Genomic DNA, 21754 nt, shown 5'->3' on the forward strand with positions numbered 1-21754 from the left:
CACAGGGGACCAGTCATAGTCCTGCGGTGCTTCTTTTAAATGAAACTAACCCACACCGTCTGGGGTGTGGAGATGGGCGTTTTCTTCGCCCTCATCTACAGGAATTAAAATGAGCGAAAGCTTTGCGGAACTCTTTGAAGAAAGCCTGAAAACCCTGAACCTTCAGGCAGGCTCCATCATCACCGGTGTTATCGTTGATATCGATTACCAGGCTCGCTGGGTAACCGTTCACGCTGGTCTGAAGTCTGAAGCACTCATCCCGCTTGAGCAGTTCTACAACGATGCTGGCGAACTGAACATCAACGTTGGTGATGAAGTTCACGTTGCTCTGGATTCGGTTGAAGACGGCTTTGGCGAAACCAAGCTGTCCCGTGAAAAAGCCAAGCGCGCTGAATGCTGGATCGTTCTGGAAGCAGCCTTCGCAGCCGAGGAAGTGGTCAAGGGCGTTATCAACGGTAAGGTTAAAGGCGGCTTCACTGTCGACGTTAACGGCATCCGTGCGTTCCTGCCAGGTTCCCTGGTTGACGTCCGTCCAGTGCGCGACACCACGCACCTGGAAGGCAAAGAGCTGGAATTCAAGGTCATCAAGCTGGACCAGAAGCGCAACAACGTTGTCGTTTCCCGTCGTAGCGTCCTCGAAGCCGAGAACTCCGCCGAGCGTGAAGCTCTGCTGGAATCCCTGCAGGAAGGCCAGCAAGTCAAAGGTATCGTCAAAAACCTCACCGATTACGGCGCATTCGTCGATCTGGGTGGCGTGGACGGCCTGCTGCACATCACCGACATGGCTTGGAAGCGCATCAAGCATCCTTCCGAGATCGTCAACGTTGGTGACGAAATCGACGTCAAGGTTCTGAAGTACGATCGCGAACGCAACCGTGTTTCCCTGGGCCTGAAGCAACTGGGCGAAGATCCATGGGTTGCTATCAAAGCCCGTTACCCAGAAGGTACTCGCGTTACCGCTCGTGTAACCAACCTGACCGACTACGGCTGCTTCGCTGAGCTGGAAGAAGGCGTTGAAGGTCTGGTACACGTTTCGGAAATGGACTGGACCAACAAGAACATCCACCCTTCGAAAGTCGTACAAGTCGGCGACGAAGTGGAAGTCATGGTTCTGGACATCGACGAAGAGCGTCGTCGTATCTCCCTGGGCATCAAGCAGTGCAAGTCGAACCCATGGGAAGACTTCTCTGGCCAGTTCAACAAGGGCGACAAGATCTCCGGCACCATCAAGTCGATCACCGATTTCGGTATCTTCATTGGTCTGGACGGCGGCATCGACGGTCTGGTTCACCTGTCCGACATCTCCTGGAACGAAGTGGGCGAAGAAGCCGTACGTCGCTTCAAGAAGGGCGACGAGCTGGACACCGTCATCCTGTCGGTTGACCCAGAGCGCGAGCGCATCTCCCTGGGCATCAAGCAACTGGAAAGCGATCCGTTCTCCGAGTACGTCTCGGTTAACGATAAGGGCGCTATCGTGACCGGTACCGTGAAAGAAGTTGACGCCAAAGGCGCCATCATCGTTCTGGCCGACGACATCGAAGCTACCCTGAAAGCCTCCGAAATCAGCCGTGACCGCGTTGAAGACGCGCGCAACGTTCTGAAAGAAGGCCAGGAAGTTGAAGCCAAGATCATCAGCGTTGATCGCAAGAGCCGCGTAATCCAGCTCTCGATCAAGTCGAAAGACGATGCTGAAGAGAAAGAAGCCATCCAGAGCCTGAAAGCAGCTCCGGAAGGCGAAGCAGCTGACACCACTATGGCGGCACTGCTGCGTCAAGCAATGGCCAAACAGAACTGAGTTCTGCTTGATCATTAAAAAGGGCGACTTCGGTCGCCCTTTTTTGTGCCTGCGATTTGCCTCTTGTACGTTCGTGCATGAAACCAATGGCTTCGCTTGCGGGTCTGTTTCTTTAATCTGATCAATCGCCTATTCGCGACTAAGCTTGGTCTTGAGCATTAGTCGCCAGGCTTGCCTGGCATAAGGAAGTGGATGAACAAGTTACTTGTTGTTGCAGTGGTCTTGGCGCTCGCAGGGTGCACCACCAGTGCGAAAACCCATGCGGTGCGCGGCGTCAGTGGTATCGAGGTCGACTGTTCCGGGCTGGGCTCCGGCTGGGAAAAGTGCCAGAAGCGTGCAGCGAAGGAGTGCAAAGGCAAGGGCTACAAGGTCATCACTCGGTCGGATGATGCGAAAGATGAAGACGACTATCCGTTCGGCTTCAATCCCGCAGGCTTCGTAACCCGGACCATGTTAGTGATGTGTCGTTAGGACAGCGGCTATCCGACTCGCCAATGAAGTGCCCTGAAAATGTGCGTTTTGACGACAGGAAAGATATGTCAATCCCTGGGCTGTTCAAAATCTCCCGGGCATGCTAAAACCTTTCAAGCGCTGATCTAGCTGCTTGAAAAAGAAGGGAAAAATATGACGAAGTCGGAGTTGATCGAACGAATTGTCACCCATCAAGGGCTACTCTCATCCAAGGATGTGGAGCTGGCAATCAAGACCATGCTTGAACAAATGTCTCAGTGCCTCGCCACCGGTGATCGTATCGAGATCCGTGGATTTGGCAGCTTCTCCCTGCACTACCGCGCACCACGTGTCGGCCGCAATCCAAAGACTGGTCAGTCTGTCAGTCTGGACGGTAAATTCGTTCCGCATTTCAAGCCGGGCAAGGAATTGCGTGACCGCGTGAACGAGGAAGAGGAGGAGGGCGCTTGATCTTCGCTATTCAAATTCAAGGGGGCGTGAATGCGTAACCTGAAACGCATACTGCTTGGCGTTTTTCTTCTGCTGATGGTTCTGATTGTTCTGGCGTTTGTGCTGGAAAACCAGCAATCGGTTTCGCTTTTGTTTCTGGGTTTTTCCGGCCCACAGTTGCCGGTGTCGGTTATTACCGTATTGGCGTTGCTGATTGGTATGCTGATCGGACCTCTATTGGGCTGGTTTCTGGGGCGTGCGACCAGAGCGACTCGCAAACGACTGATCTGAAAATGACAGGCGCACGGCATCTGTCGAAATTGCGCCTCAGCCTGTCTTTATCCATTAGTAAAAGCATCATTAAGCTGTAAAATGCGTCCCTTGTTCGATCGTGCCTTAATGCATATCGATTCAGACTGCTCTGACGGATGCCAAATGATAGTGGCCTCTGCATTCATGGATTAGACCGCGCTCGATTGCAGCGCTGTCCGCAGCTCAAGGGTATCGTTTCGCGTGAAAATTCTAGTTACCGGCGGTGCCGGCTTCATTGGCTCGGCAGTCATCCGTCACATCATCTCCAACACTTCCGATGCAGTCGTTAACGTCGATAAGTTGACTTACGCCGGCAACCTGGAGTCCCTGGCAGAAGTCAGCCAGAATTCGCGTTACGCCTTCGAGCGCGTCGATATTTGCGATCGTGATCAGATCGATCGCGTTCTGCGTGAACACCAACCGGATGCAATCATGCACCTGGCCGCTGAGTCCCACGTCGACCGTTCGATCTCCGGCCCGTCCGAGTTTATCCAGACCAACATCATCGGCACCTACACGTTGCTCGAAGCTGCACGCCATTATTGGGCTGCTCTGGACGACACCCGCAAAGCCAATTTCCGCTTCCACCACATCTCGACTGACGAAGTTTACGGAGACCTCGAAGGTCCGGAAGACCTCTTCACCGAAACCACACCTTACCAGCCAAGCTCGCCTTATTCGGCGAGCAAGGCAAGTTCGGATCACTTGGTTCGTGCCTGGGCGCGCACTTACGGCCTGCCGACACTGGTCACCAACTGCTCGAACAACTACGGCCCATGCCACTTCCCTGAGAAGCTGATCCCGCTGATTATCCTCAATGCACTGGAAGGCAAGCCGCTGCCGGTTTACGGCAAAGGCAACCAGGTTCGTGACTGGCTGTATGTCGAAGATCACGCGCGAGCGTTGTACAAAGTCGTGACCGAAGGTGTTATCGGTGAGACTTACAACATCGGCGGTCATAATGAAAAACAAAACATCGAAGTGGTGCATACCCTGTGTGCGTTGCTCGATGAGTTGCGTCCTGATTCTGCCCATCGCCCGCACGCCAGCCTTATTACCTATGTTCAGGATCGCCCTGGTCATGATGTGCGTTATGCAATCGACGCCAGCAAGATTCAGCGTGAGCTGGGTTGGACTCCGGAAGAGACTTTCGAGACTGGTATTCGGAAGACTGTCGAGTGGTATCTGAATAACACTGAGTGGGTTGAGCACGTGAAGAGCGGCAGCTACCAGCAGTGGATTGATCAGAACTATGCAGATCGTTCGAGCAAAGCATGAAGATCCTGCTTTTAGGAAAGAACGGCCAGGTGGGCTGGGAGCTGCAACGCTCCCTGGCCCCGCTTGGCGAACTGGTCGCTCTTGATCGTCACCTTGTTGATGGCCTCAGCGGTGATCTGTCGAATCTTGAATCCTTGCGTGCAACGATTCGTCAGGTAAGGCCTGACGTTATCGTCAATGCTGCCGCCTACACTGCGGTCGATGAAGCTGAGTCGGAAACCGAGTTGGCGGATCGCGTAAATGGCGTTGCGAGTGGCGTGATGGCGGAAGAAGCCGCATCGCTGGGCGCATGGCTGGTTCACTACTCAACGGATTATGTTTTTAGCGGCCAAGGCTTCACGCCATGGCAGGAGACAGACCCTGTTGCGCCGGTGAACCATTATGGCGCCAGCAAGCTCGCCGGCGAACAGGCAATCATCGCATCGGGTTGCAAGCATCTGATCTTCCGCACCAGCTGGGTATATGGTGCTCGCGGCAATAACTTTGCCAAGACCATGCTGCGCTTGGCCAAAGATCGCGAAACGTTGAGCGTGATTGCGGATCAGATCGGAGCGCCGACCGGGGCTGATCTGATTGCAGACGTAACGGCGTTGGCTATCCAGCAAGTTACCAAGCGACCGGAGTTAGCTGGCCTTTATCACTTGGCTGCTGCGGGCCAAGTGTCTTGGCATGGCTATGCCAGTCACGTCATTGACTTCGCTAAAGCGCAAGGCGAGGAGTTGGGTGTGACAACGGTCAGCCCAATCGAGACGACAGCCTACCCGACACCAGCACGTCGCCCTCTGAACTCACGCTTGAATACTCAGAAACTGCGCGACAATTTTTCTCTACACTTGCCGGATTGGCGAAGTGGTGTAACCCGAATGCTTAGGGAAGTTCTAAACAAATGACCACGACAAATCGTAAAGGCATCATCCTCGCGGGTGGTTCGGGGACCCGATTGCATCCGCTGACGTTAGGCGTCTCCAAGCAGATGCTGCCGATCTACGACAAGCCGATGATCTTCTATCCCTTGTCCGTGTTGATGCTTGCGGGGATGCGTGAAATTCTGATCATCTCCACGCCGGAAGATTTACCTTGTTTTAGGAAGCTACTGGGCGACGGCAGTCTGTACGGCATAAAACTGACGTATGCTGAACAGCCGAGTCCTGATGGTCTGGCGCAAGCGTTTATAATTGGTGAAGAGTTCATTGGCAATGATCCGTGCTGCCTGATTCTGGGCGACAACATCTTTTATGGTCAGCACTTCTCGGACAACCTGCGAGCAGCAAGCAATCAGGCTGATGGGGCGACGGTTTTTGGTTACCACGTCTCCGATCCGGAGCGTTTTGGTGTTGTCGAGTTCGATGCGCAAGGGCGAGCCTTGAGCATCGAGGAAAAACCATTGAAGCCGAAGTCCAACTACGCCGTTACAGGGCTGTACTTCTACGACAACCAAGTAGTTGATATTGCCAAGAGTATAAAGCCCTCGGCCCGCGGCGAACTGGAAATCACCGACATCAACCAGGCTTACCTCGACAAGAAGATGCTTAGCGTCGAAATGTTGGGGCGTGGTTTTGCTTGGCTGGATACGGGGACCCATGACTCGCTTCTGGAGGCGAGTCACTTCGTGCATACCATTGAGCAGCGTCAGGGGTTGAAGGTGGCGTGCCTGGAAGAAATCGCCTTCCACACTGGCTGGATCACTGCGTCGCAGCTGGCTTCCCAGGCTGATGCCTTGAAAAAGACCGGATATGGGCAATATCTGAAGAAACTGCTGGACTCATCTTCTCGCTGACTGGAAGAGAGACCCCTTCAAGATGAAGCGCTCAATTGCGGCAGGAACTGCATGTCAGTAAAACTTCCTCAAATTGCGGTTTTACTGGCGGCCTACAACGGTATGCATTGGATCGAAGAGCAATTGGCTTCCATCCTTGCTCAGACAGGCGTCGACCTCACTGTTTTTATCAGTGTGGATACTTCCGCGGATGGTACGCAAATCTGGTGCGAGCAATATGCGAGCGATCACGCGTCTGTGATCGTTTTACCGCCAGCGGGCACTTTTGGGGGGGCTGCTCGCAACTTTTTTCGCTTGGTTCGCGATGTCGAGCTGGAGCGCTTCGACTTCGTGGCGTTTGCTGATCAAGATGATATCTGGCATCCAGATAAGTTGATGCGTGCTACTTCTATCATCCGTAACCGCCACATTGATGCCTATTCCAGCAACGTCACGGCATTCTGGTCGAATGGCAGCACTCATCTATTGAACAAGGCTCAGCCGCAGGTCGAATGGGACTTCCTGTTCGAGGCTGCCGGGCCTGGATGTACTTACGTGATGAGCAAAAAAGTCATCGAAGCGCTCAAGTCGTCCATGCGTACCAATTGGCAGCAGCTGCAAAATGTCAGTCTGCACGATTGGTATTGCTATGCTTTTGCCCGCAGTCATGGTTTCAGCTGGTTTATCGATCCCGAGCCGTCCATGGAGTATCGCCAGCACGAGCGTAACCAGGTTGGTGCCAATAAGGGGCTTAACTCCCTGATATCTCGTTACAAAACGATTCATGACGGATGGTGGTTCAGTCAGGTTCAACTGATAGCTCGGCTCGTGGGGCGGGAAGCTGATCCATTTGTGCGGGGGTGGCTGGGATTGCGTCGCACACAAATGTTGCGTCTGTCATTTAGTGCCTGGCGTTGCCGCCGACGGCGGCGTGACAAGGTGTTTTTCTTCTGTATTTGCTGGGCAACAGCTCTCATAGGAACGAAGGTCAGATGACGCCCCTGAATGTTTTGGTGACTGGGGCCGGCGGATTTGTGGGCGAGGCGCTGGTTTTGCATTTATTGGTCGGCAAGCGCTTTTGTCCTGTGGCGGCAGCGCGTGGTGCTACTCGCTTACAGGGACTGTGCCGCGTGTTGCCCTTCGATCTGACTCGTAGCAACGTCTTGCCTGCTTTTGAAAATATCCAGGTTGTGGTTCATGCGGCGGCCAGGGTGCACGTCATGCGTGAGGATGTTGCTGATGCGCTGGCTGAGTTTCGCCACGTCAATGTGCAGGGAACGTTGAAGCTGGCCCGGCAGGCTGCGGAGTCGGGGGTCAAGCGCTTCATCTTCATCAGCTCAATCAAGGTGAATGGTGAGAGCACGCCGCCTGGGGGCGTTTTCAGGGCGGATGATCTTCCTTCTCCCATAGATCCCTACGGTATCTCCAAGTGCGAAGCCGAGGAGGCGTTGAAGCTGCTGGCGCGTGAAACGGGTATGGAGATCGTCGTCATTCGTCCACCGCTGGTGTACGGGCCGGGCGTAAAGGCCAACTTCATGAGTATGTTGGGGTGGCTGCGCAGGGGGATTCCGCTGCCCTTGGGGGCTGTGCGGAATCGGCGAAGTCTGGTGTCGATAGGTAATCTGATCAGTCTCATCGTCACTTGTATCGATCATCCGGCGGCAGCCAATCAGGTTTTTCTCGTCAGTGATGGGGAAGATCTGTCCACCACGCAGATGTTGAATCGATTGTCCCGGGCGTTCGGAGGGCGGGCCCGACTGATGCCGATCCCTGAATGGTTGCTCAGGCTTGCGGCTTCAATGTTCGGCATGCAGGCAGTTGCTCAGCGCTTGTGTGGGTCATTGCAGGTCGACATCGACAAAAATCGTGAGTTGTTGGGTTGGCTGCCACCGGTCAGTGTAGATCGTGCGATGCGCCAAACTGTTAATCATTATCTGGATGCAAACACCCAATGAATGTGTGGTGGCTGTTGGCGGCAGTATTTATTCTCTCTTGGGGGCTGACCTTCGTTTTGCGCCGTTATGCGCTGGCCAAGAGTTTGATAGATATTCCCAATGAACGTAGTTCTCACGCGTTTCCTACTCCTCGCGGAGGAGGGGTGGCAATTGTAGTTGCCTTTATTCTGGCTCTTCCCCCGCTTTACAGTTCCGGGTTGCTTGACCTCAATCTATTTTGCGCTTTGCTTGGCTCTGGTCTGTTGGCGGCGCTTATTGGTTTTGCCGATGATCATGGGCATATCGCGGCCAGATGGCGTTTGTTGGGGCACTTCGTTGCGGCTGTATGGGCTTTGTACTGGATGGGAGGAATAGCGCCTGTCTCCATGTTTGGCATGGAGTTCCAGCTTGGCTGGGCGGGCAGTGTGCTGGCGGCGATTTATCTCGTATGGATGCTGAACTTATACAACTTCATGGATGGTATCGACGGGATCGCAAGTGCTCAGGCTATTTTTGTCTGTCTGGCAGGTGGTCTTGTTTCCCTGATAGCTGGAAATCAATCAGTTTTATGGGTGAGTTTGTTCTTGTCCAGCGCGGTGGCGGGTTTCCTGCTGTGGAACTTTCCACCTGCACGTATCTTCATGGGGGATGCAGGAAGCGGATTCCTGGGTGTTGTCTTGGGAATTTTTTCGCTTTATGCCGCGTGGGGTAATTCTGCGTTGCTATGGAGTTGGCTTATCTTATTGGCCGTTTTTACGGTGGACTCAACTGTTACTTTGTTGAGGCGGCTGGTGCAAGGAGAGAAGATCTACCAGGCTCATCGTAGTCACGCTTATCAATATGCAGCCCGGCATTTTTCCAGCCATAAGGTTGTTACATTGGGTGTGACTTGTATAAATGTTTTCTGGGTATTTCCCGTGGCGGTTCTTGTCGTGAATGGCTACCTCGATGGCCTCACAGGTCTGGTTGCAGCCTATTTGCCATTGGTCTTTCTCGCTTTCCGATTTACTGCCGGGAAAGCCGAATTACAGAAATGAATTCCTGCGGGGCTCGTCTGTGTCACGGAATAATGATTATGCCAAGTCGGCGACCACTGCCGTCCTGCCATTGTCCGGAGATGGCCAAACCTGTTAGGATTGACGACTATTTTCCTGCTGTGGATGGCCCCGTTTATTGGCATTTTTGCACGAATATTCCCGGGTTCTCTTTTCTGCTCGCATCGCAAGGGCGTGCGGTGGAAACGTTTCAGCGAGGTTGATCCTGTTGCTCATGAGTCTTGTCGTTAAAGTTGTAGGATGTTCGAATTTTGGTCAAGGAAGCTAATATCGGTCACATTTTATGTCCGGGGCCGGTTCCCATGCAGGGAATGGCTTCCAGGAGCCCCCCGATTACGGTGTGTTTGCGTAGCGGTTGCTGCTGTTAACCTGCCTCGATGGTCGAAAGAAAAATGATATTGACAGAAAAAACAAAGGGCTACGCATGAACCCGCACGCTGTTCGCTCAACATCCCCCCTTACATTGTATCGGTCTATCCGTCAAAATCGCGGTTTGATATACAGCCTGATTAAAAGAGACATCGCCGGAAGATACAGTGGCTCGGTTCTGGGGCTGTTGTGGTCTTTCTTTAACCCTGTGCTTATGTTGGCTGTTTACACTTTTGTATTTAGTGTTGTGTTCAAGGCTCGTTGGGTGGGTGGAAGTGATTCAAAAGCTGAATTTGCACTTGTTTTGTTTGCAGGTCTGATGGTGTTTAACTTGTTCTCTGAGTGTATGAATCGCGCGCCAAGTTTAATTCTGTCGAATGTCAACTATGTAAAAAAAGTAATATTTCCATTGGAAATATTGCCCATTGTTACACTCGGGTCTGCACTTTTTCACCTGATGGTGAACTTTGTGGTTTGGCTGGTTTTCTATGTGATCTTCTACGGTGCGCCTCATCTGGGTGTGCTGTTCTTCCCGCTGATACTTTTACCGCTGGCCCTTTTGACGCTCGGGGTCACTTGGTTCGTGGCTTCCCTGGGGGTATACCTGCGTGATGTGGCGCAGGTGATCAGTACCCTTGTTCCCGTCCTGATGTTTCTGTCGCCGGTTTTTTATCCACTGAAAAGCCTGCCTGAGCGATTCCAGGCAGTGGTGCAAGTCAGCCCCATCACTGTCGCGGTCGAGCAAACACGAGGCCTCATGTATTGGGGAGAGTCTATGGACTGGCGGGTTTGGGGGCTTTATCTGTTGATCTCCTGCGCAATTGCATGGTTTGGTTTTGTTTGGTTCCAGAAGACACGAAAGGGGTTTGCAGATGTCCTCTGATGAGTACTCGATCCGCGTAAATGGTCTTGGTAAATGCTACGAGATTTATGCGACGCCGCGTGACCGCTTAAAGCAGTTCATTATTCCTCCGATTCAACGGTTGGCAGGATGTAAGCCGTCATCGTTTTGCCGCGAGTACTGGGCTCTGGAGAACATTTCGTTCGATATTCGCAAAGGCGAGGCTTTTGGTATTGTCGGTCGCAACGGCAGCGGGAAAAGCACACTTCTGCAGTTGATCACAGGAACCATCGCGCCGACGGTAGGTACTGTTGAAACCCGTGGCCGAGTCGCCGCACTTCTTGAGCTGGGATCGGGCTTCAACCCCGAGTTCACCGGCCGTGACAATGTCTATCTGAATGCGATGCTGCTCGGTATGACCCATGATGAGGTCGACGAGCGCTTTGACAAGATTGCTGCCTTTGCCGATATCGGCGACTACCTCGATCAGCCGGTCAAGACCTACTCCAGCGGGATGCTGGTACGTTTGGCGTTCGCAGTACAGGTTCAAATCGAGCCAGACATTCTGATCGTCGACGAGGCGTTGGCTGTGGGTGATGCGCTGTTTCAGAAACGCTGCTTCGGCCGGATCGAAAAGCTGCTTTCTGATGGCGTGACCCTGTTGTTTGTCTCCCATGATCAGGAGTCGGTTCGAACGCTGACCAATCGGGCGATCCTGCTCAAGGGTGGCCGAGAGGTTTCGATGGGGTCTGCCTCCCAGGTCCTGCTCGATTACCGCAAGCTGCTGCATCAGGAAGAGTCGGATTATTTCTCCAAGCTGATGCAGCCTGCTGCAGACAAGGCTCCCGCTCCGGCTTCGGCTCCTCAGTCCGCTGACTCTGACGCTTCCAGCGAAGGAACCACCGTACCTGAGTCGAGCGAAGTCTCGGAACAAAGCCAGGCGCCTGCCGTCTCGGGACGCGCTGATCAGATGTCTTTCGGTGATGGCGGTGTTGAAGTGTTGTCCGTCGGTACGTTTGGTGTTGATGACGAACCATGCGCGGTTTTTTATCCGGGCGACGTCATTCGCATCCGGGTCAACTGTGTTTCACTCATTGATACCGACAGCATCAACGTCGGTGTGCGCATCCGAAGTCGTGAAGGGATAAAAATATATTCTTGGGGCACCTTGAACCAGGATATGCAGATTCTGGCCGGACTGCGTGAAGGCGAACTGTTCTGGAAGCGCCAGCTCAAGGCCGGAGAGCAGTTCCATGTCTGGCTGGAATGCGACTGCTCCCTGGGTTCGAATCTCTATGAGATTCAGGCATCCATTTCCCATGAAGGCAAGCCTGACTATACCGCCCAAAGAATTTTGCACTGGAAAGATGAAGCAGCATTTTTCCAGACACTGGTGCGGCAGGATGAATACTTTTTCGGTGGAATAGCCGACTTACATATGGCTGCCAGGTGGTAATGATGAGTCCAATCAATTCGATTGATTACAGCTTGCTCAACAACGATTACTGGAAAGCCGTCATTGCATCGGGTGAGAGCAATGGCGATTTTCGCGAGACATCCAGATGGGTCGCCAAAACCTGCGGCACCGGCTCGGTGCTGGATATCGGTTGCGGTCTGGGCGGACTGGTTTCAGAACTCCTGTCGTTGGGTATCAATGCAGTAGGGGTGGACGTTTCGTCCCTTGCCGTGGAAGCTGCCAACAAACGTTTTCCTGGTCGGTTCAGCCGAGGCTCCGCGGTATCGTTGCCGTTTGCTGAAGGCCAGTTTGACACCGTCGTCTCCACTAACTGCCTGGAACATCTTGATCCTGAAGATGTGCCGCAAGCCTTGCGCGAGATGTACCGCGTATCAGCCCGGTACGTTTTTCTGCAGATAACGACATCTGCTGAAGCGGGCGAGCCTTCGCCATTGACGACGGCCAAGCGTGACTGGTGGGAAGCCCAGTGTTTCGAGGCCGGGTTTCGAAAGCATGAGTTGTACTACCAGATCAATCCTTATGAAGCATTGAACGAAGACGGACGGCAGATATTCGTATTGCTGGAGAAGGTGCCTGCCGAGGCGTTGCGCCATTACGATTTGTCGGTTCTGGTTGAAGAGCGGCTGCTCCATACGGACATGCTGCGTGAAGTTGGGCGACGCGGTGACGCGCACTGTATTCGCTATCAGAAGGCCGCCGAGTTCGTGCGCCCGGGCGATCGTGTGCTGGACGTTGCGTGCGGCCTTGGTTACGGCAGTTACATGTTGTACGCGGCTTCGCAGGCCCAATCGGTATTAGGCGTTGATCTGAGTGATTTTGGTATCGCTTATGCGAATGCCCATTACGGTCGCCCTGGCAAGGTCGAGTTCGAGGTTGGTGACGCTCAGGCGCTCAGTTCGATTGCAGACAATAGCATCGACTTCATTGCCGCATTCGAAACCATCGAGCATGTTCCTGAGCCAATGGAATATCTGCTCCAGTTGAAACGCGTGCTCAAGCCGGGTGGTCGCGTGATGGTCTGCGCCCCGAATAACTGGGCGGACGAAACCGGTAAAGATCCTAACCCGCACCATCTGCATGTTTATACCTGGGATCGGCTGGTAGAGGAGTGCGGTACGCATTTCCTTCTGGAACAAGGCATGTTGCAAACGGCGGGTGGCGCCATGAAGTGCCACCACTCACCGCGTAAGTGGGAGACTGTGCCCGTCGATCGCACTCCGGAACAGGAAGCGGAGTGGGTTCTGCTGTTGGGTATGGCCGATCCGCTTGAAGGGGTGTCGGTGCCATATGAGGAAACTCAATGGCAACTGCCGGACTCGCCAGAGTTCTCGGTCAGTGCATTTGCCCGCGACTACCAGAATCCGTGGCTGATACGGGGAATGGTTGCTCAGGGTCAGCGCGCGCGTTCGGCGTCTTTGTTGCAGTCGATGCAGGATCGGGTGTTGGCCACGGCTGCCCCTGATTCGGTTGATTACGGTGCAGCGCTGTGCGGAAAGGTCTATATCCAGTCCCAAGCGGTTGATCTGCCCATCGAGCGCTACCAGGCGCTTTTGGCCGAAATTCGACGCTTCGCTGCGATTGCCAATCCGTCGCCACACCAATTGCGTTGGCAGGTCTCCTTGCTATTTGCCGGCGGTGAGCTTGCGCGGATCCACGGTCGTTTCGAGGATGCGATCGAGTGCTTCACGGCTTGTGCCGGCATTGATGTACTCGCTTACAGCCCATTGCTGGGCAACAAAATCGTCGATGCATTGCACTGGTTGTCGGATTTTGCCGTCGCAAGCGGCGATGAGCTCGCGGCACGAGCCTATCTGGTTCGCGCGGTAGCCGAGGTGCAACGTCTAGTCAGCGGCACATGGCTGAATATCAGTGGTGATCCGCGGTCGCCGCTGCCCTTTGGTTTGGCTGAAGCGGCTCAATTATTGGACAAGGCGTCGCGAGCGGCTTACAGGCTGTCCGTTTTGGACAGTGTTGCGCTACGCCCTGGCATGGTTTACCAGGAATCCAGCGGCTTTTTTGAGCGCCAGCTAGCTGAGCGTGATCAGAAGCTGGACGATGTCGGCGACTCCGTTAATAGCCTCCTTGCTGCGTTGGAGGAGAAAGATGCCGCGTGCAGGGTGCTGGTTGAGCAGGTCAACACGTTGGAAAGCCGAACTCACGAGCTGGCCAGGGAAGTTGTCGCACAAGACAAACACGCTCAGAGTCTTGCTCAGGAAGTGATGAGGCTAGACGCACATGCTCAGAGTCTAGCTCTGGAGGTCATCAAGCAGGACGCCCATGCCCAGAGCCTTGCTGAGGAAGTGATGCAGCAAGATGCCAGTGCCCAAAGTCTTGCTCAGGAAGTGAGAACGCTAGATGCCCACGCCCAGATGCTTGCAGAAGAAGTTGTCAAAAGAGATGCAGAAATAGTTCATCTGCTGACTGAGGCCAATGTAGATGAGGGACCAATCTCGCGGGATCTTCTGCAGGAAATTACTAAAAGAGATATCGAGATCAATCGTTTGCTGAGGCTAAGCAACCAAGGTTCGTTGCGGTCGTTATGGAAGAGAGTCCTGCGTGGGACTGTTCGGAGAGTAGGGAAATGAGTAACAAAGTTACGAAAACCGGGATTGTCATTGTTTCCTACAATGCCTCCGAGGCAGTCAGGATCACGTTGTCGAGCATGCGACGTGCCTATAACGAATCTGCCTACAAAGTATTACTGGTCGATAACGCTTCGGAGTCTGGCGAGCGAGACAAGATTCGCGAAGCGATGACCCATCACATTGCTGAAGTAGGCCCCTCGTGGCGCTATGTCGAGCAAGATACCAATCTGGGCTTTTCCGGCGGGAACAACGTCGGTATTTCCGAGTTTCTTGCCGACGAAGAAATTACTCATATCTGTTTGCTCAACAGCGACGTCATCGTCACGGATTTCTGGCTGGACAATCTGCTGGCAAGCGGTTCGGACCTTATCAGTGCGGTCACTAACAAGGCTGACGGCGAACAATGTGTTCCTGTCGACTATCAGTTGGAGTTTGCTGAGTGTCTGGATCATCGCACAGAGACTCTGCACGATAAGGTATATCAGCGCGTTTCCAATTTTGCCGAGCGCTGGAATGCAGCCTGGAAAGGGAATCTGGTTGAAACGGACGTAACGTTCTTTTGCGTTCTGGTGTCCAAGGCCGCCTTTGAAAAAATCGGTCTGCTTGACGATACGTTCTTCCCGGGCGGATTTGAAGATGACGATTATTGCCTGCGCGCACGGAACGCCGGCTACGAAATTCATTTGGCCCGAGATGTGTTTATCCACCACTGGGGATCGGCATCTTTCGGCCAGTTGCAATATGAGTATTTCAGCGAGAGAGCACAGCGCAACAAGGCATACCTCGAGCAGAAACACGGTATAACCTGGCGCCGCCGACCGGAGAAACCGATTGTCTCTTTTGCAATGGACGTCGAATTCGCGCTGTCGCATCAAGAGCTGCTTTCTCTGCAGGCTCCTTTTCTTGAGCTGTATGTAGACAGTCTTGGCAAACAGATCAGCTACTTTGAGTCAGAATTCAGCAAACTCACCGAGGCGTTGGCCGCTCAGGGGCGTGTTGTGCCTGAGACGCTCCTGAAGGCCGTGTCTTCTGCACGTTCCTATGGGGATTTGATCTCGCTCTGGGATAAAGTCGTCGCACGTATACAGCGTGCATTGACGGGTGGGGGCGTCGACGCCGACGAGGCTGCGGCACTCAAATCGGACCTGAGTACGATCACGAGCGGTGTCTACGAACGGGTTGATTGCAACTTCGCTATTCACACGTTCATCACTTCCCCTGCCGAAGACGGTACCAGCGGTGTCGACATCCCGCCGCCTGCTACTTCTGCAGCATTTTCTGCGCGCCCGGAAACACGGCTGGCCAGATTGCTGTGGTTCGTACGCCGCAGTTTGGACTTTATACTGAAATTCGATGGCATCGTTTTCTTCGGAGGGTACTTCTACCCTGAGCGTCAAAGCGACGGTTATTTCCAGCGTATCCAGATTGTCGATCGTATGTTTGCCGATCGGTGGCGCGTCTATGTCGAAAGTGACGAGCTGAAAGGGCGCAACATCTGGTTTGATCGGCCTGAACCGAATGTGCTGGTCCTGCGTATCAACGGGTCCAAGAAGCGCAGAATGCTGGTGCGCATGTTGGCCTTGATGGCTGTTTTACGTTGTCGGAAGATTTATTTCCACAGCGTATTGCGCATGTACGACAACCGCTTTGGCCAACTTCTGCATCTGCCATTCATTCGCAAGGCTGTGGATATTCACGGTGTTGTGCCTGAAGAGTTCCGCATGCACAACGATTTCTTCAGTGCTGTTCTTTATGAGAAGGAAGAGCGACTTGCTGTGCAGAAGGCGGGTATCGTCATCGTTGTAACTGAAGCGATGAAGAACTATCTCCAGCAGAAGTTTCGCGGGGCGCTGAAAGCTCGTTCGGTTTCTTTCCCGATCTTCCCTCGCTTTACTCCGACACACGCGACCCGTCCGCTCATCGATGGCAAGCCGGTTGTGGTTTACGCGGGTGGCCTGCACAAGTGGCAGCAGGTTCCGAAGATGATTGATGCAATCATCCGCACTGCCGACCAATGCAATCATCGGTTTTACTGTCCAGAACCTCAGATCGTCAAAGACATGCTGCCGGCAGAGCTGCTGGGGTCTGTGATCGTGGAGGGCAAAACCCATGCTGAACTGATGACGCTTTATCCGCAATGTCACTACGGTTTTATTCTTCGGGAAGACATCATCGTCAACCGCGCGGCCTGCCCGACCAAGCTTGTGGAATACCTTGCAATGGGTATCGTGCCGATCGTCGACTGCGAAGATATCGGCGATTTCAAGGCGCTCGGTATGCGCTACATCACCCTGGAATACTTCCTTGCCGGAAACTTGCCTGATGAAGCACAGCGTGTGGCGTTGGCAGAAGCCAACCTATCTGTTTACGATCGATTGAAGGAAGTGCGCCAGACCGGTGCTGATGAAATCTTTAGCTATTTCACTCCACCGGTCAGTAACACGCGCAAGTTGAATATTGGAACGTTGAATGTGCGCCAGTTCGTTGCCGACATTGCGCGCCGCGTGCTGCCAGCAGGCACCCTTCGGGGGCGTGCCGCACGCAAGGGGTGGCGCGTTTTGCGTCCAATGCTGGGAAAGTCCCAACCGCTGGTCCAGACAGTAGACGTTAATCGTGCGTACGACGTTGCGCATGAGACGCTGCCAACCTGCGACGTCCTGGTTCAAGTTGATAACTTTGAGGCTGGCGGACTGGAAAATGTTGTACTTGATTTGAACGAGACAATGATCAAGGCCGGACTGCGTGTTGTACTGCTCGTTCAGGGCACACAGGGCGCTGCGGTCCAGCGGGCTCGTGATATGGGGCAGGTGGTGGTGTGTTGTCCTTACTCAGCGCAATCCCACAGTGAGTTGATCGATCAGCTGCAACCCAAACTTGTTTTGGCTCATTACTCTTTTAGCGGTACGGATGTCTATCGCGAAAAAGGCATCGGTTTTGTGCAGGTCATCCACAATATCTACATGTGGTTCAACGATCAGCAGCGTCAGGAGTTCGCTTCGGTAGCGCAGAAGACCCGTGCCTTTGTGGCGGTATCGCAGCAAGTGAAGGACTACAGCGTTTCGCGTCTGGGCGTGCCCGCACAGAGCTGCGTGGTCATTCCTAACGGCATTGACTTCAAGCCATTCGAAGAACTCAATCGGGACGCCGCCCGTGCTCGCTTGCGTGCACAGTATGGTATTACTGACGATGAATTTGCATTCATCGACGTTGGGTCGATCAACCACCAGAAAAATCATCTGGGTGCGATCAAGGCCTTCGAGATCGCGACACATTCGAGTGACAAGCTCCGCCTGCTCATCTTGGGGCCGGTTTACGAACCACAGTTGCTCGCCGAGATGGTCGCTTATATCGAGGCGCATGGTTTGCACAATCGCGTGACATATGTCGGTACGACGGACAATATTCCTGAGTACTTGGCCATGGCTGATGCTTTTGTCTCTGCAACCTTTTTCGAAGGGGGGCCACTGACTTTGCTTGAGGCGATCAAGGCGGATATCCCGGTTGCCATGTCCAGCGTTGGCTGTGCGTCGCACTTTGCAGAGCATGCTGGTATTGAGCTTGTCGATCCTGTTTATGACATGACGCGATTCACCGGAAGCGTTACCGAGATGCGTTCCAGCGCGCAGTTTGAACAGCGTCTGGCCGATGCCATGTTGCGCGTGTTGAACAATGGTGCTCGTCCGCAACTGTCGGGAGCAGAGCTTGGCGCACTCGACAAAGAGCGCACCTATCAAAGTTATGTGAACCTGGTCCAGCGACTGATCGGTGATCAAACGCTCCAAGTGACTGAATCTCTCGCGGTGAAGCTCGGTTAAATGGCCAATCGTTCCCGAATTTCAGTGCACTCACTGGCTCGCCGTTGTTTCTGGTTGTTGCCGGCTACCCTGCGTAACCGGCTGCATGGTGTCCGGCATGCGATTGTTCGCTGGCTGCGCAGCCGTAGCGTTCGCACGTCGATCCGAGCCGGAGATCTGACGGGCGCCGAGTTTCAGAGCCAGGTGCTGAGCGCGGCCAGTGATCGTCTTATCATCATTTTCGAAGCGAATGTCGATTGGGGGATAACGCTGTTTCAGCGTCCTCATCACATGGCAATGGCACTGGGACGTCTCAACTGTCTGGTGGTTTTTCGGACCATGGGTGATGACGTCCTCGGTTTCAGGCAAGTGGCCGAGAATGTATGGATCGCCAATGATGCGGGCGTGAATGCCATTCCCGATGCGGTGCGCTGCTTTTACAGCACATCGCTTTTGGCCACGCGTGAGGCGATGGCGGCTGCGCGTACTCGGGGCCGGGTGGTCTACGAGTATATCGACCATATAGACGCCTCGATTTCCGGTGGCAAGGGCGCTATCCGTCGACTGCTTGACCTGAAAGCTGCAGCATTTGAAGGGGAGGCCGATGTCATCGTGTCCTCGGCTACGGCACTCCACAAGGAGGCGCTGGCGGAGTGCGGGGACAAACGTTGTGTGTGCGTCCCCAACGGCGTAGATGTGGCGCATTATCGTGCTGCACGACAAGACGTCTCTGTCCCCCCGGCACTCACCCAATTCAGAGGCCGTTACAAGCACATCGTCGGCTACTTCGGTGCCATTGCCCCTTGGCTCTGGTATGAAGTAGTGGAGCAGGTGTGCGCGGACATGCCGGATGTGGGGTTCGTGTTTATCGGACCAGACTACAGCGGTTGCGTCCCGTTGTTACCGCAGCGCGCGAATGTGCTTTATCTTGGCCCGGTCAACTATGCCCAGCTACCTGCGTCTGCCCGCTTGTTTGACGCCTGCTTCATTCCGTTCAAGCCTGGCGATGTCGCGCGCTCTACATCTCCTCTGAAGCTTTATGAGTACTTTGCGCTTGAGAAGCCGGTTGTCGTGACTGCCGATATGAACGAGTGCACGGTTTATCCAGAGGTTTTCTCCGGTGGCGACGCCGCCGGGCTCACCGTGGCGATCCGCCAAGCCCTTAACGTCTGCAACGATCAGGCATATCGTGAGCGGCTACGTACCTTGGCTGATCAGAACAGTTGGGACGTCAGAGCGGCTGTCTATGCAGACAAGCTCCAAAGTCTCGAAAGCTAATAACTGATTTGTGGGAATACTCTTGTGAAACGAAAAATACTTTGCGTTGTTGGGACCCGTCCGGAAGCGATCAAAATGGCCCCGGTCATTCTGGCGTTGAAAAACGAGCCTTGGGCCGATGTGCGGGTTCTCGCTACCGCCCAGCATCGCCATATGCTTGATCAGGTCATGAGCTTTTTCGGTATAGAGCAAGATATCGACCTGAACATCATGCGTCCAAACCAGGCCCTGACCACGTTGACTGCTCGTCTCCTGCTGGAAATGGACGACGTGCTGAGCGCAGAGAAGCCGGAAATCGTGCTGGTTCAAGGCGATACAACGACTGTAATGACCGTTGCTCTGGCCTGTTTCTACCACAGAATCCCTATTGGTCACGTAGAGGCCGGGCTCCGCACCTGGGATATGCAGAACCCGTTCCCGGAAGAAGCCAACCGCGTCATCGCCGGCAAGCTGGCTCGCTGGCACTTTGCGCCTACTGAAGGCTCGCGCCAGAACCTGCTGCGTGAAGGTGTTCCCGACGCTGATATCATCGTCACTGGCAACACTGTGATCGATGCACTATTGATGACAGCTGCAAAGGACTTGGATCTGGGCATCGAACTTGATCCGGGCAAGCGACTGGTGCTCGTGACCTCGCACCGCCGTGAAAACTTCGGTGAACCGTTTCTCAACATCTGCCGCGCATTGCGCACCTTGGCTGAGAATAACCCGGATGTGCAGTTCCTTTACCCGGTGCATCCAAACCCTAACGTAAAGGACGTTGCCCACGAGTTGCTTGGCCCGGTAGCTAATTTCGTGCTGTGCGACCCCTTGGATTATGCGCCGTTCGTAGCAGCTATGAAGCGTGCCTATCTGATTCTTACTGACTCGGGCGGTGTTCAGGAGGAAGCGCCTGCCTTGGGCAAGCCGGTTCTCGTCTTGCGCGAAGAAACTGAACGTCCAGAGGCTGTGGAGCACGGGGTTGTAAAACTGGTCGGTTCCAACTACGACGCAATTGTCAATGAAGCTCAACGCTTGTTGGACGACGAAGCTGCCTATCGCGAGATGGCCCGTGGTGTTTCTCCTTATGGAGATGGGCACGGTGCAGAGCGCATCGTCAATTCGTTGCGAGAGTACTTCAGCTGATGTGTTTGATTTATTTGTCGCCTGTTCCTTGGGCAAGTTTTTCTCAGCGGCCTCACAAGTTTGTTGAGTGGTTTCACCGGCGCACCGGGCGACAAGTAATCTGGATAGAGCCGTATCCCACGCGTTTTCCAAAATTGAGTGATCTGAGAAGAGGCAAAGGGGCGGGACAAGGCGCGAATCAATCGACACCTCAATGGCTGCGACTGTTAACTCCCCGTGCCCTCCCCATTGAGCCTTTACCCGGTTCAGGATGGCTGAATGGTCGTTTCTGGTCGACCTTGATCAGTGATCTGAAATCTCAACTCGGCAATGAAGAGCCACTGATTGTTGTCGGGAAGCCCTCCGTTTTAGCATTGAAGCTGTTAGATTTTTTCAGTCCGGAACACTCAATCTACGATGCGATGGATGATTTCCCCGCGTTTTATTCCGGTTTGTCCCGCCAGGCGATGTCTCGGCGAGAAGTCCGTATAGTACAAGCCGTCGAGAGCGTATGGGTTTCAAGCACGGCTCTGAAGATTCGTTGGGAGCGGCAAAAAGCGCGTATCTGCTTTGTTCCCAATGCTCTTGACGAGGCTCTATTGCCTGTAGCACGTCAAGTTAAAACCGAACACAGACGCAAGGTTTTGGGCTACGTAGGGACTATCGGCGCGTGGTTCGACTGGGATTGGATTCTAGCGCTTGCAAAACTACGTTCCGGCGATGTTGTGCGCTTGATCGGGCCGATATTTTCTCCTGCACCCTTTGAATTGCCTTCAAATGTCGAGTTGTTGCCTCCTTGTTCTCATGCCGAAGCGTTGCTAGCAATGTGTAAGTTTGACGTAGGCCTCATTCCGTTCAAACGAAGTGAGCTGACAGTTTCTGTTGATCCTATCAAATACTACGAATATCGAGCGTTAGGGTTGCCAGTAGTATCGACTGATTTTGGAGAGATGGGATTTCGCGAGGGCGCTACTGGGACTTACATTAGTCGGTCGGTGATGGATATAGATCGCTTGCTTGTTGTTGCTACGGATTTTCAGGATGCTAGCGATAGTCGTCTCGATTTTATTGCCGAGAATACGTGGTCGGCGAGGTTTGATAGCGCGGGCATTCCGCTGTAGATGGTTCGGTCAGGGCATTTTCTGATTCCCCGTAAAATAACATCGCCTCAAGAATACACCGCTGTGCCGGCTATTCTTGAGGACAATGTACAGTAGTATCACCAAATAAGGTTTACAAAGGTTACTAATGTGCTTTGACTTTAATGTCTTGGGCT

General features: G+C 53.7%; 17 protein-coding genes. All 17 read left to right on the forward strand.

The genetic code is table 11. From position 1 onward, the window contains the following. Positions 1-109: 109 nt before the first annotated feature. The 17 genes from rpsA (at position 110) to CXF97_RS01285 (ending at position 21599) form a co-directional block, all read left to right on the forward strand. Positions 110-1795: a 30S ribosomal protein S1 gene (gene rpsA, locus CXF97_RS01205; RefSeq protein WP_016770920.1), complete on the forward strand. Its 1686-nt coding sequence runs from the start codon at positions 110-112 to the stop codon at positions 1793-1795. Positions 1796-1987: 192 nt separating this feature from the next. Further along, complete coding sequence (locus tag CXF97_RS01210) at positions 1988-2266, forward strand: hypothetical protein (protein ID WP_101155395.1); 279 nt, start codon at positions 1988-1990, stop codon at positions 2264-2266. 153 nt (positions 2267-2419) lie between these two features. Next, entirely contained in the window at positions 2420-2716 is a 297-nt protein-coding gene (gene ihfB, locus CXF97_RS01215; protein ID WP_007950920.1) for an integration host factor subunit beta, read from the forward strand. A 30-nt stretch (positions 2717-2746) separates the two neighbouring features. Further along, complete coding sequence (locus tag CXF97_RS01220; RefSeq protein WP_101155397.1) at positions 2747-2986, forward strand: LapA family protein; 240 nt, start codon at positions 2747-2749, stop codon at positions 2984-2986. 222 nt (positions 2987-3208) lie between these two features. After that, on the forward strand, positions 3209-4285 hold the full coding sequence (gene rfbB / locus CXF97_RS01225; RefSeq protein WP_101155399.1) for a dTDP-glucose 4,6-dehydratase: 1077 nt from the start codon (positions 3209-3211) through the stop codon (positions 4283-4285). Then, the gene (gene rfbD, locus CXF97_RS01230; protein WP_101155401.1) at positions 4282-5175 is read left to right on the forward strand and encodes a dTDP-4-dehydrorhamnose reductase; all 894 of its coding nucleotides are present in this window, start codon (positions 4282-4284) and stop codon (positions 5173-5175) included. Before rfbB ends, rfbD begins: the two co-directional genes overlap by 4 nt. Further along, positions 5172-6062 carry a glucose-1-phosphate thymidylyltransferase RfbA gene (gene rfbA / locus CXF97_RS01235; RefSeq protein WP_101155403.1) on the forward strand — a complete coding sequence of 297 codons (891 nt, stop codon included), beginning with the start codon at positions 5172-5174 and terminating at the stop codon, positions 6060-6062. The genes rfbD and rfbA overlap by 4 nt, the downstream gene beginning before the upstream one ends. A 51-nt stretch (positions 6063-6113) precedes the next feature. Next, the gene (locus CXF97_RS01240; RefSeq protein WP_101155405.1) at positions 6114-7037 is read left to right on the forward strand and encodes a glycosyltransferase; all 924 of its coding nucleotides are present in this window, start codon (positions 6114-6116) and stop codon (positions 7035-7037) included. After that, positions 7034-7996, forward strand: a complete 963-nt coding sequence (locus tag CXF97_RS01245; protein ID WP_101155407.1) for an SDR family oxidoreductase — start codon at positions 7034-7036, stop codon at positions 7994-7996. The genes CXF97_RS01240 and CXF97_RS01245 overlap by 4 nt, the downstream gene beginning before the upstream one ends. Next, on the forward strand, positions 7993-9012 hold the full coding sequence (locus CXF97_RS01250) for a glycosyltransferase family 4 protein (protein ID WP_101155409.1): 1020 nt from the start codon (positions 7993-7995) through the stop codon (positions 9010-9012). The genes CXF97_RS01245 and CXF97_RS01250 overlap by 4 nt, the downstream gene beginning before the upstream one ends. A 442-nt stretch (positions 9013-9454) precedes the next feature. Then, positions 9455-10282 carry an ABC transporter permease gene (locus CXF97_RS01255; RefSeq protein ID WP_101155411.1) on the forward strand — a complete coding sequence of 276 codons (828 nt, stop codon included), beginning with the start codon at positions 9455-9457 and terminating at the stop codon, positions 10280-10282. Beyond that, on the forward strand, positions 10272-11696 hold the full coding sequence (locus CXF97_RS01260) for an ABC transporter ATP-binding protein (protein WP_101155413.1): 1425 nt from the start codon (positions 10272-10274) through the stop codon (positions 11694-11696). Before CXF97_RS01255 ends, CXF97_RS01260 begins: the two co-directional genes overlap by 11 nt. A gap of 2 nt (positions 11697-11698) precedes the next feature. Continuing rightward, positions 11699-14302, forward strand: coding sequence for a methyltransferase domain-containing protein (locus tag CXF97_RS01265; protein ID WP_178081131.1), 2604 nt, complete (start codon positions 11699-11701; stop codon positions 14300-14302). Then, positions 14299-18117 (forward strand): glycosyltransferase, encoded by a 3819-nt coding sequence (locus CXF97_RS01270; RefSeq protein ID WP_101155417.1) that lies wholly within the window; start codon positions 14299-14301, stop codon positions 18115-18117. The genes CXF97_RS01265 and CXF97_RS01270 overlap by 4 nt, the downstream gene beginning before the upstream one ends. Then, on the forward strand, positions 18118-19374 hold the full coding sequence (locus CXF97_RS01275) for a hypothetical protein (protein ID WP_218239538.1): 1257 nt from the start codon (positions 18118-18120) through the stop codon (positions 19372-19374). It begins immediately after the preceding gene. 24 nt (positions 19375-19398) lie between these two features. Continuing rightward, entirely contained in the window at positions 19399-20499 is a 1101-nt protein-coding gene (wecB, locus tag CXF97_RS01280; RefSeq protein ID WP_101155419.1) for a non-hydrolyzing UDP-N-acetylglucosamine 2-epimerase, read from the forward strand. Continuing rightward, positions 20499-21599, forward strand: a complete 1101-nt coding sequence (locus CXF97_RS01285) for a glycosyl transferase (RefSeq protein WP_101155421.1) — start codon at positions 20499-20501, stop codon at positions 21597-21599. Before wecB ends, CXF97_RS01285 begins: the two co-directional genes overlap by 1 nt. Positions 21600-21754 lie beyond the last annotated feature (155 nt).

The sequence above is a fragment of the Pseudomonas sp. Choline-02u-1 genome, assembly GCF_002836515.1.
Taxonomy (GTDB): Bacteria; Pseudomonadota; Gammaproteobacteria; order Pseudomonadales; family Pseudomonadaceae; genus Aquipseudomonas.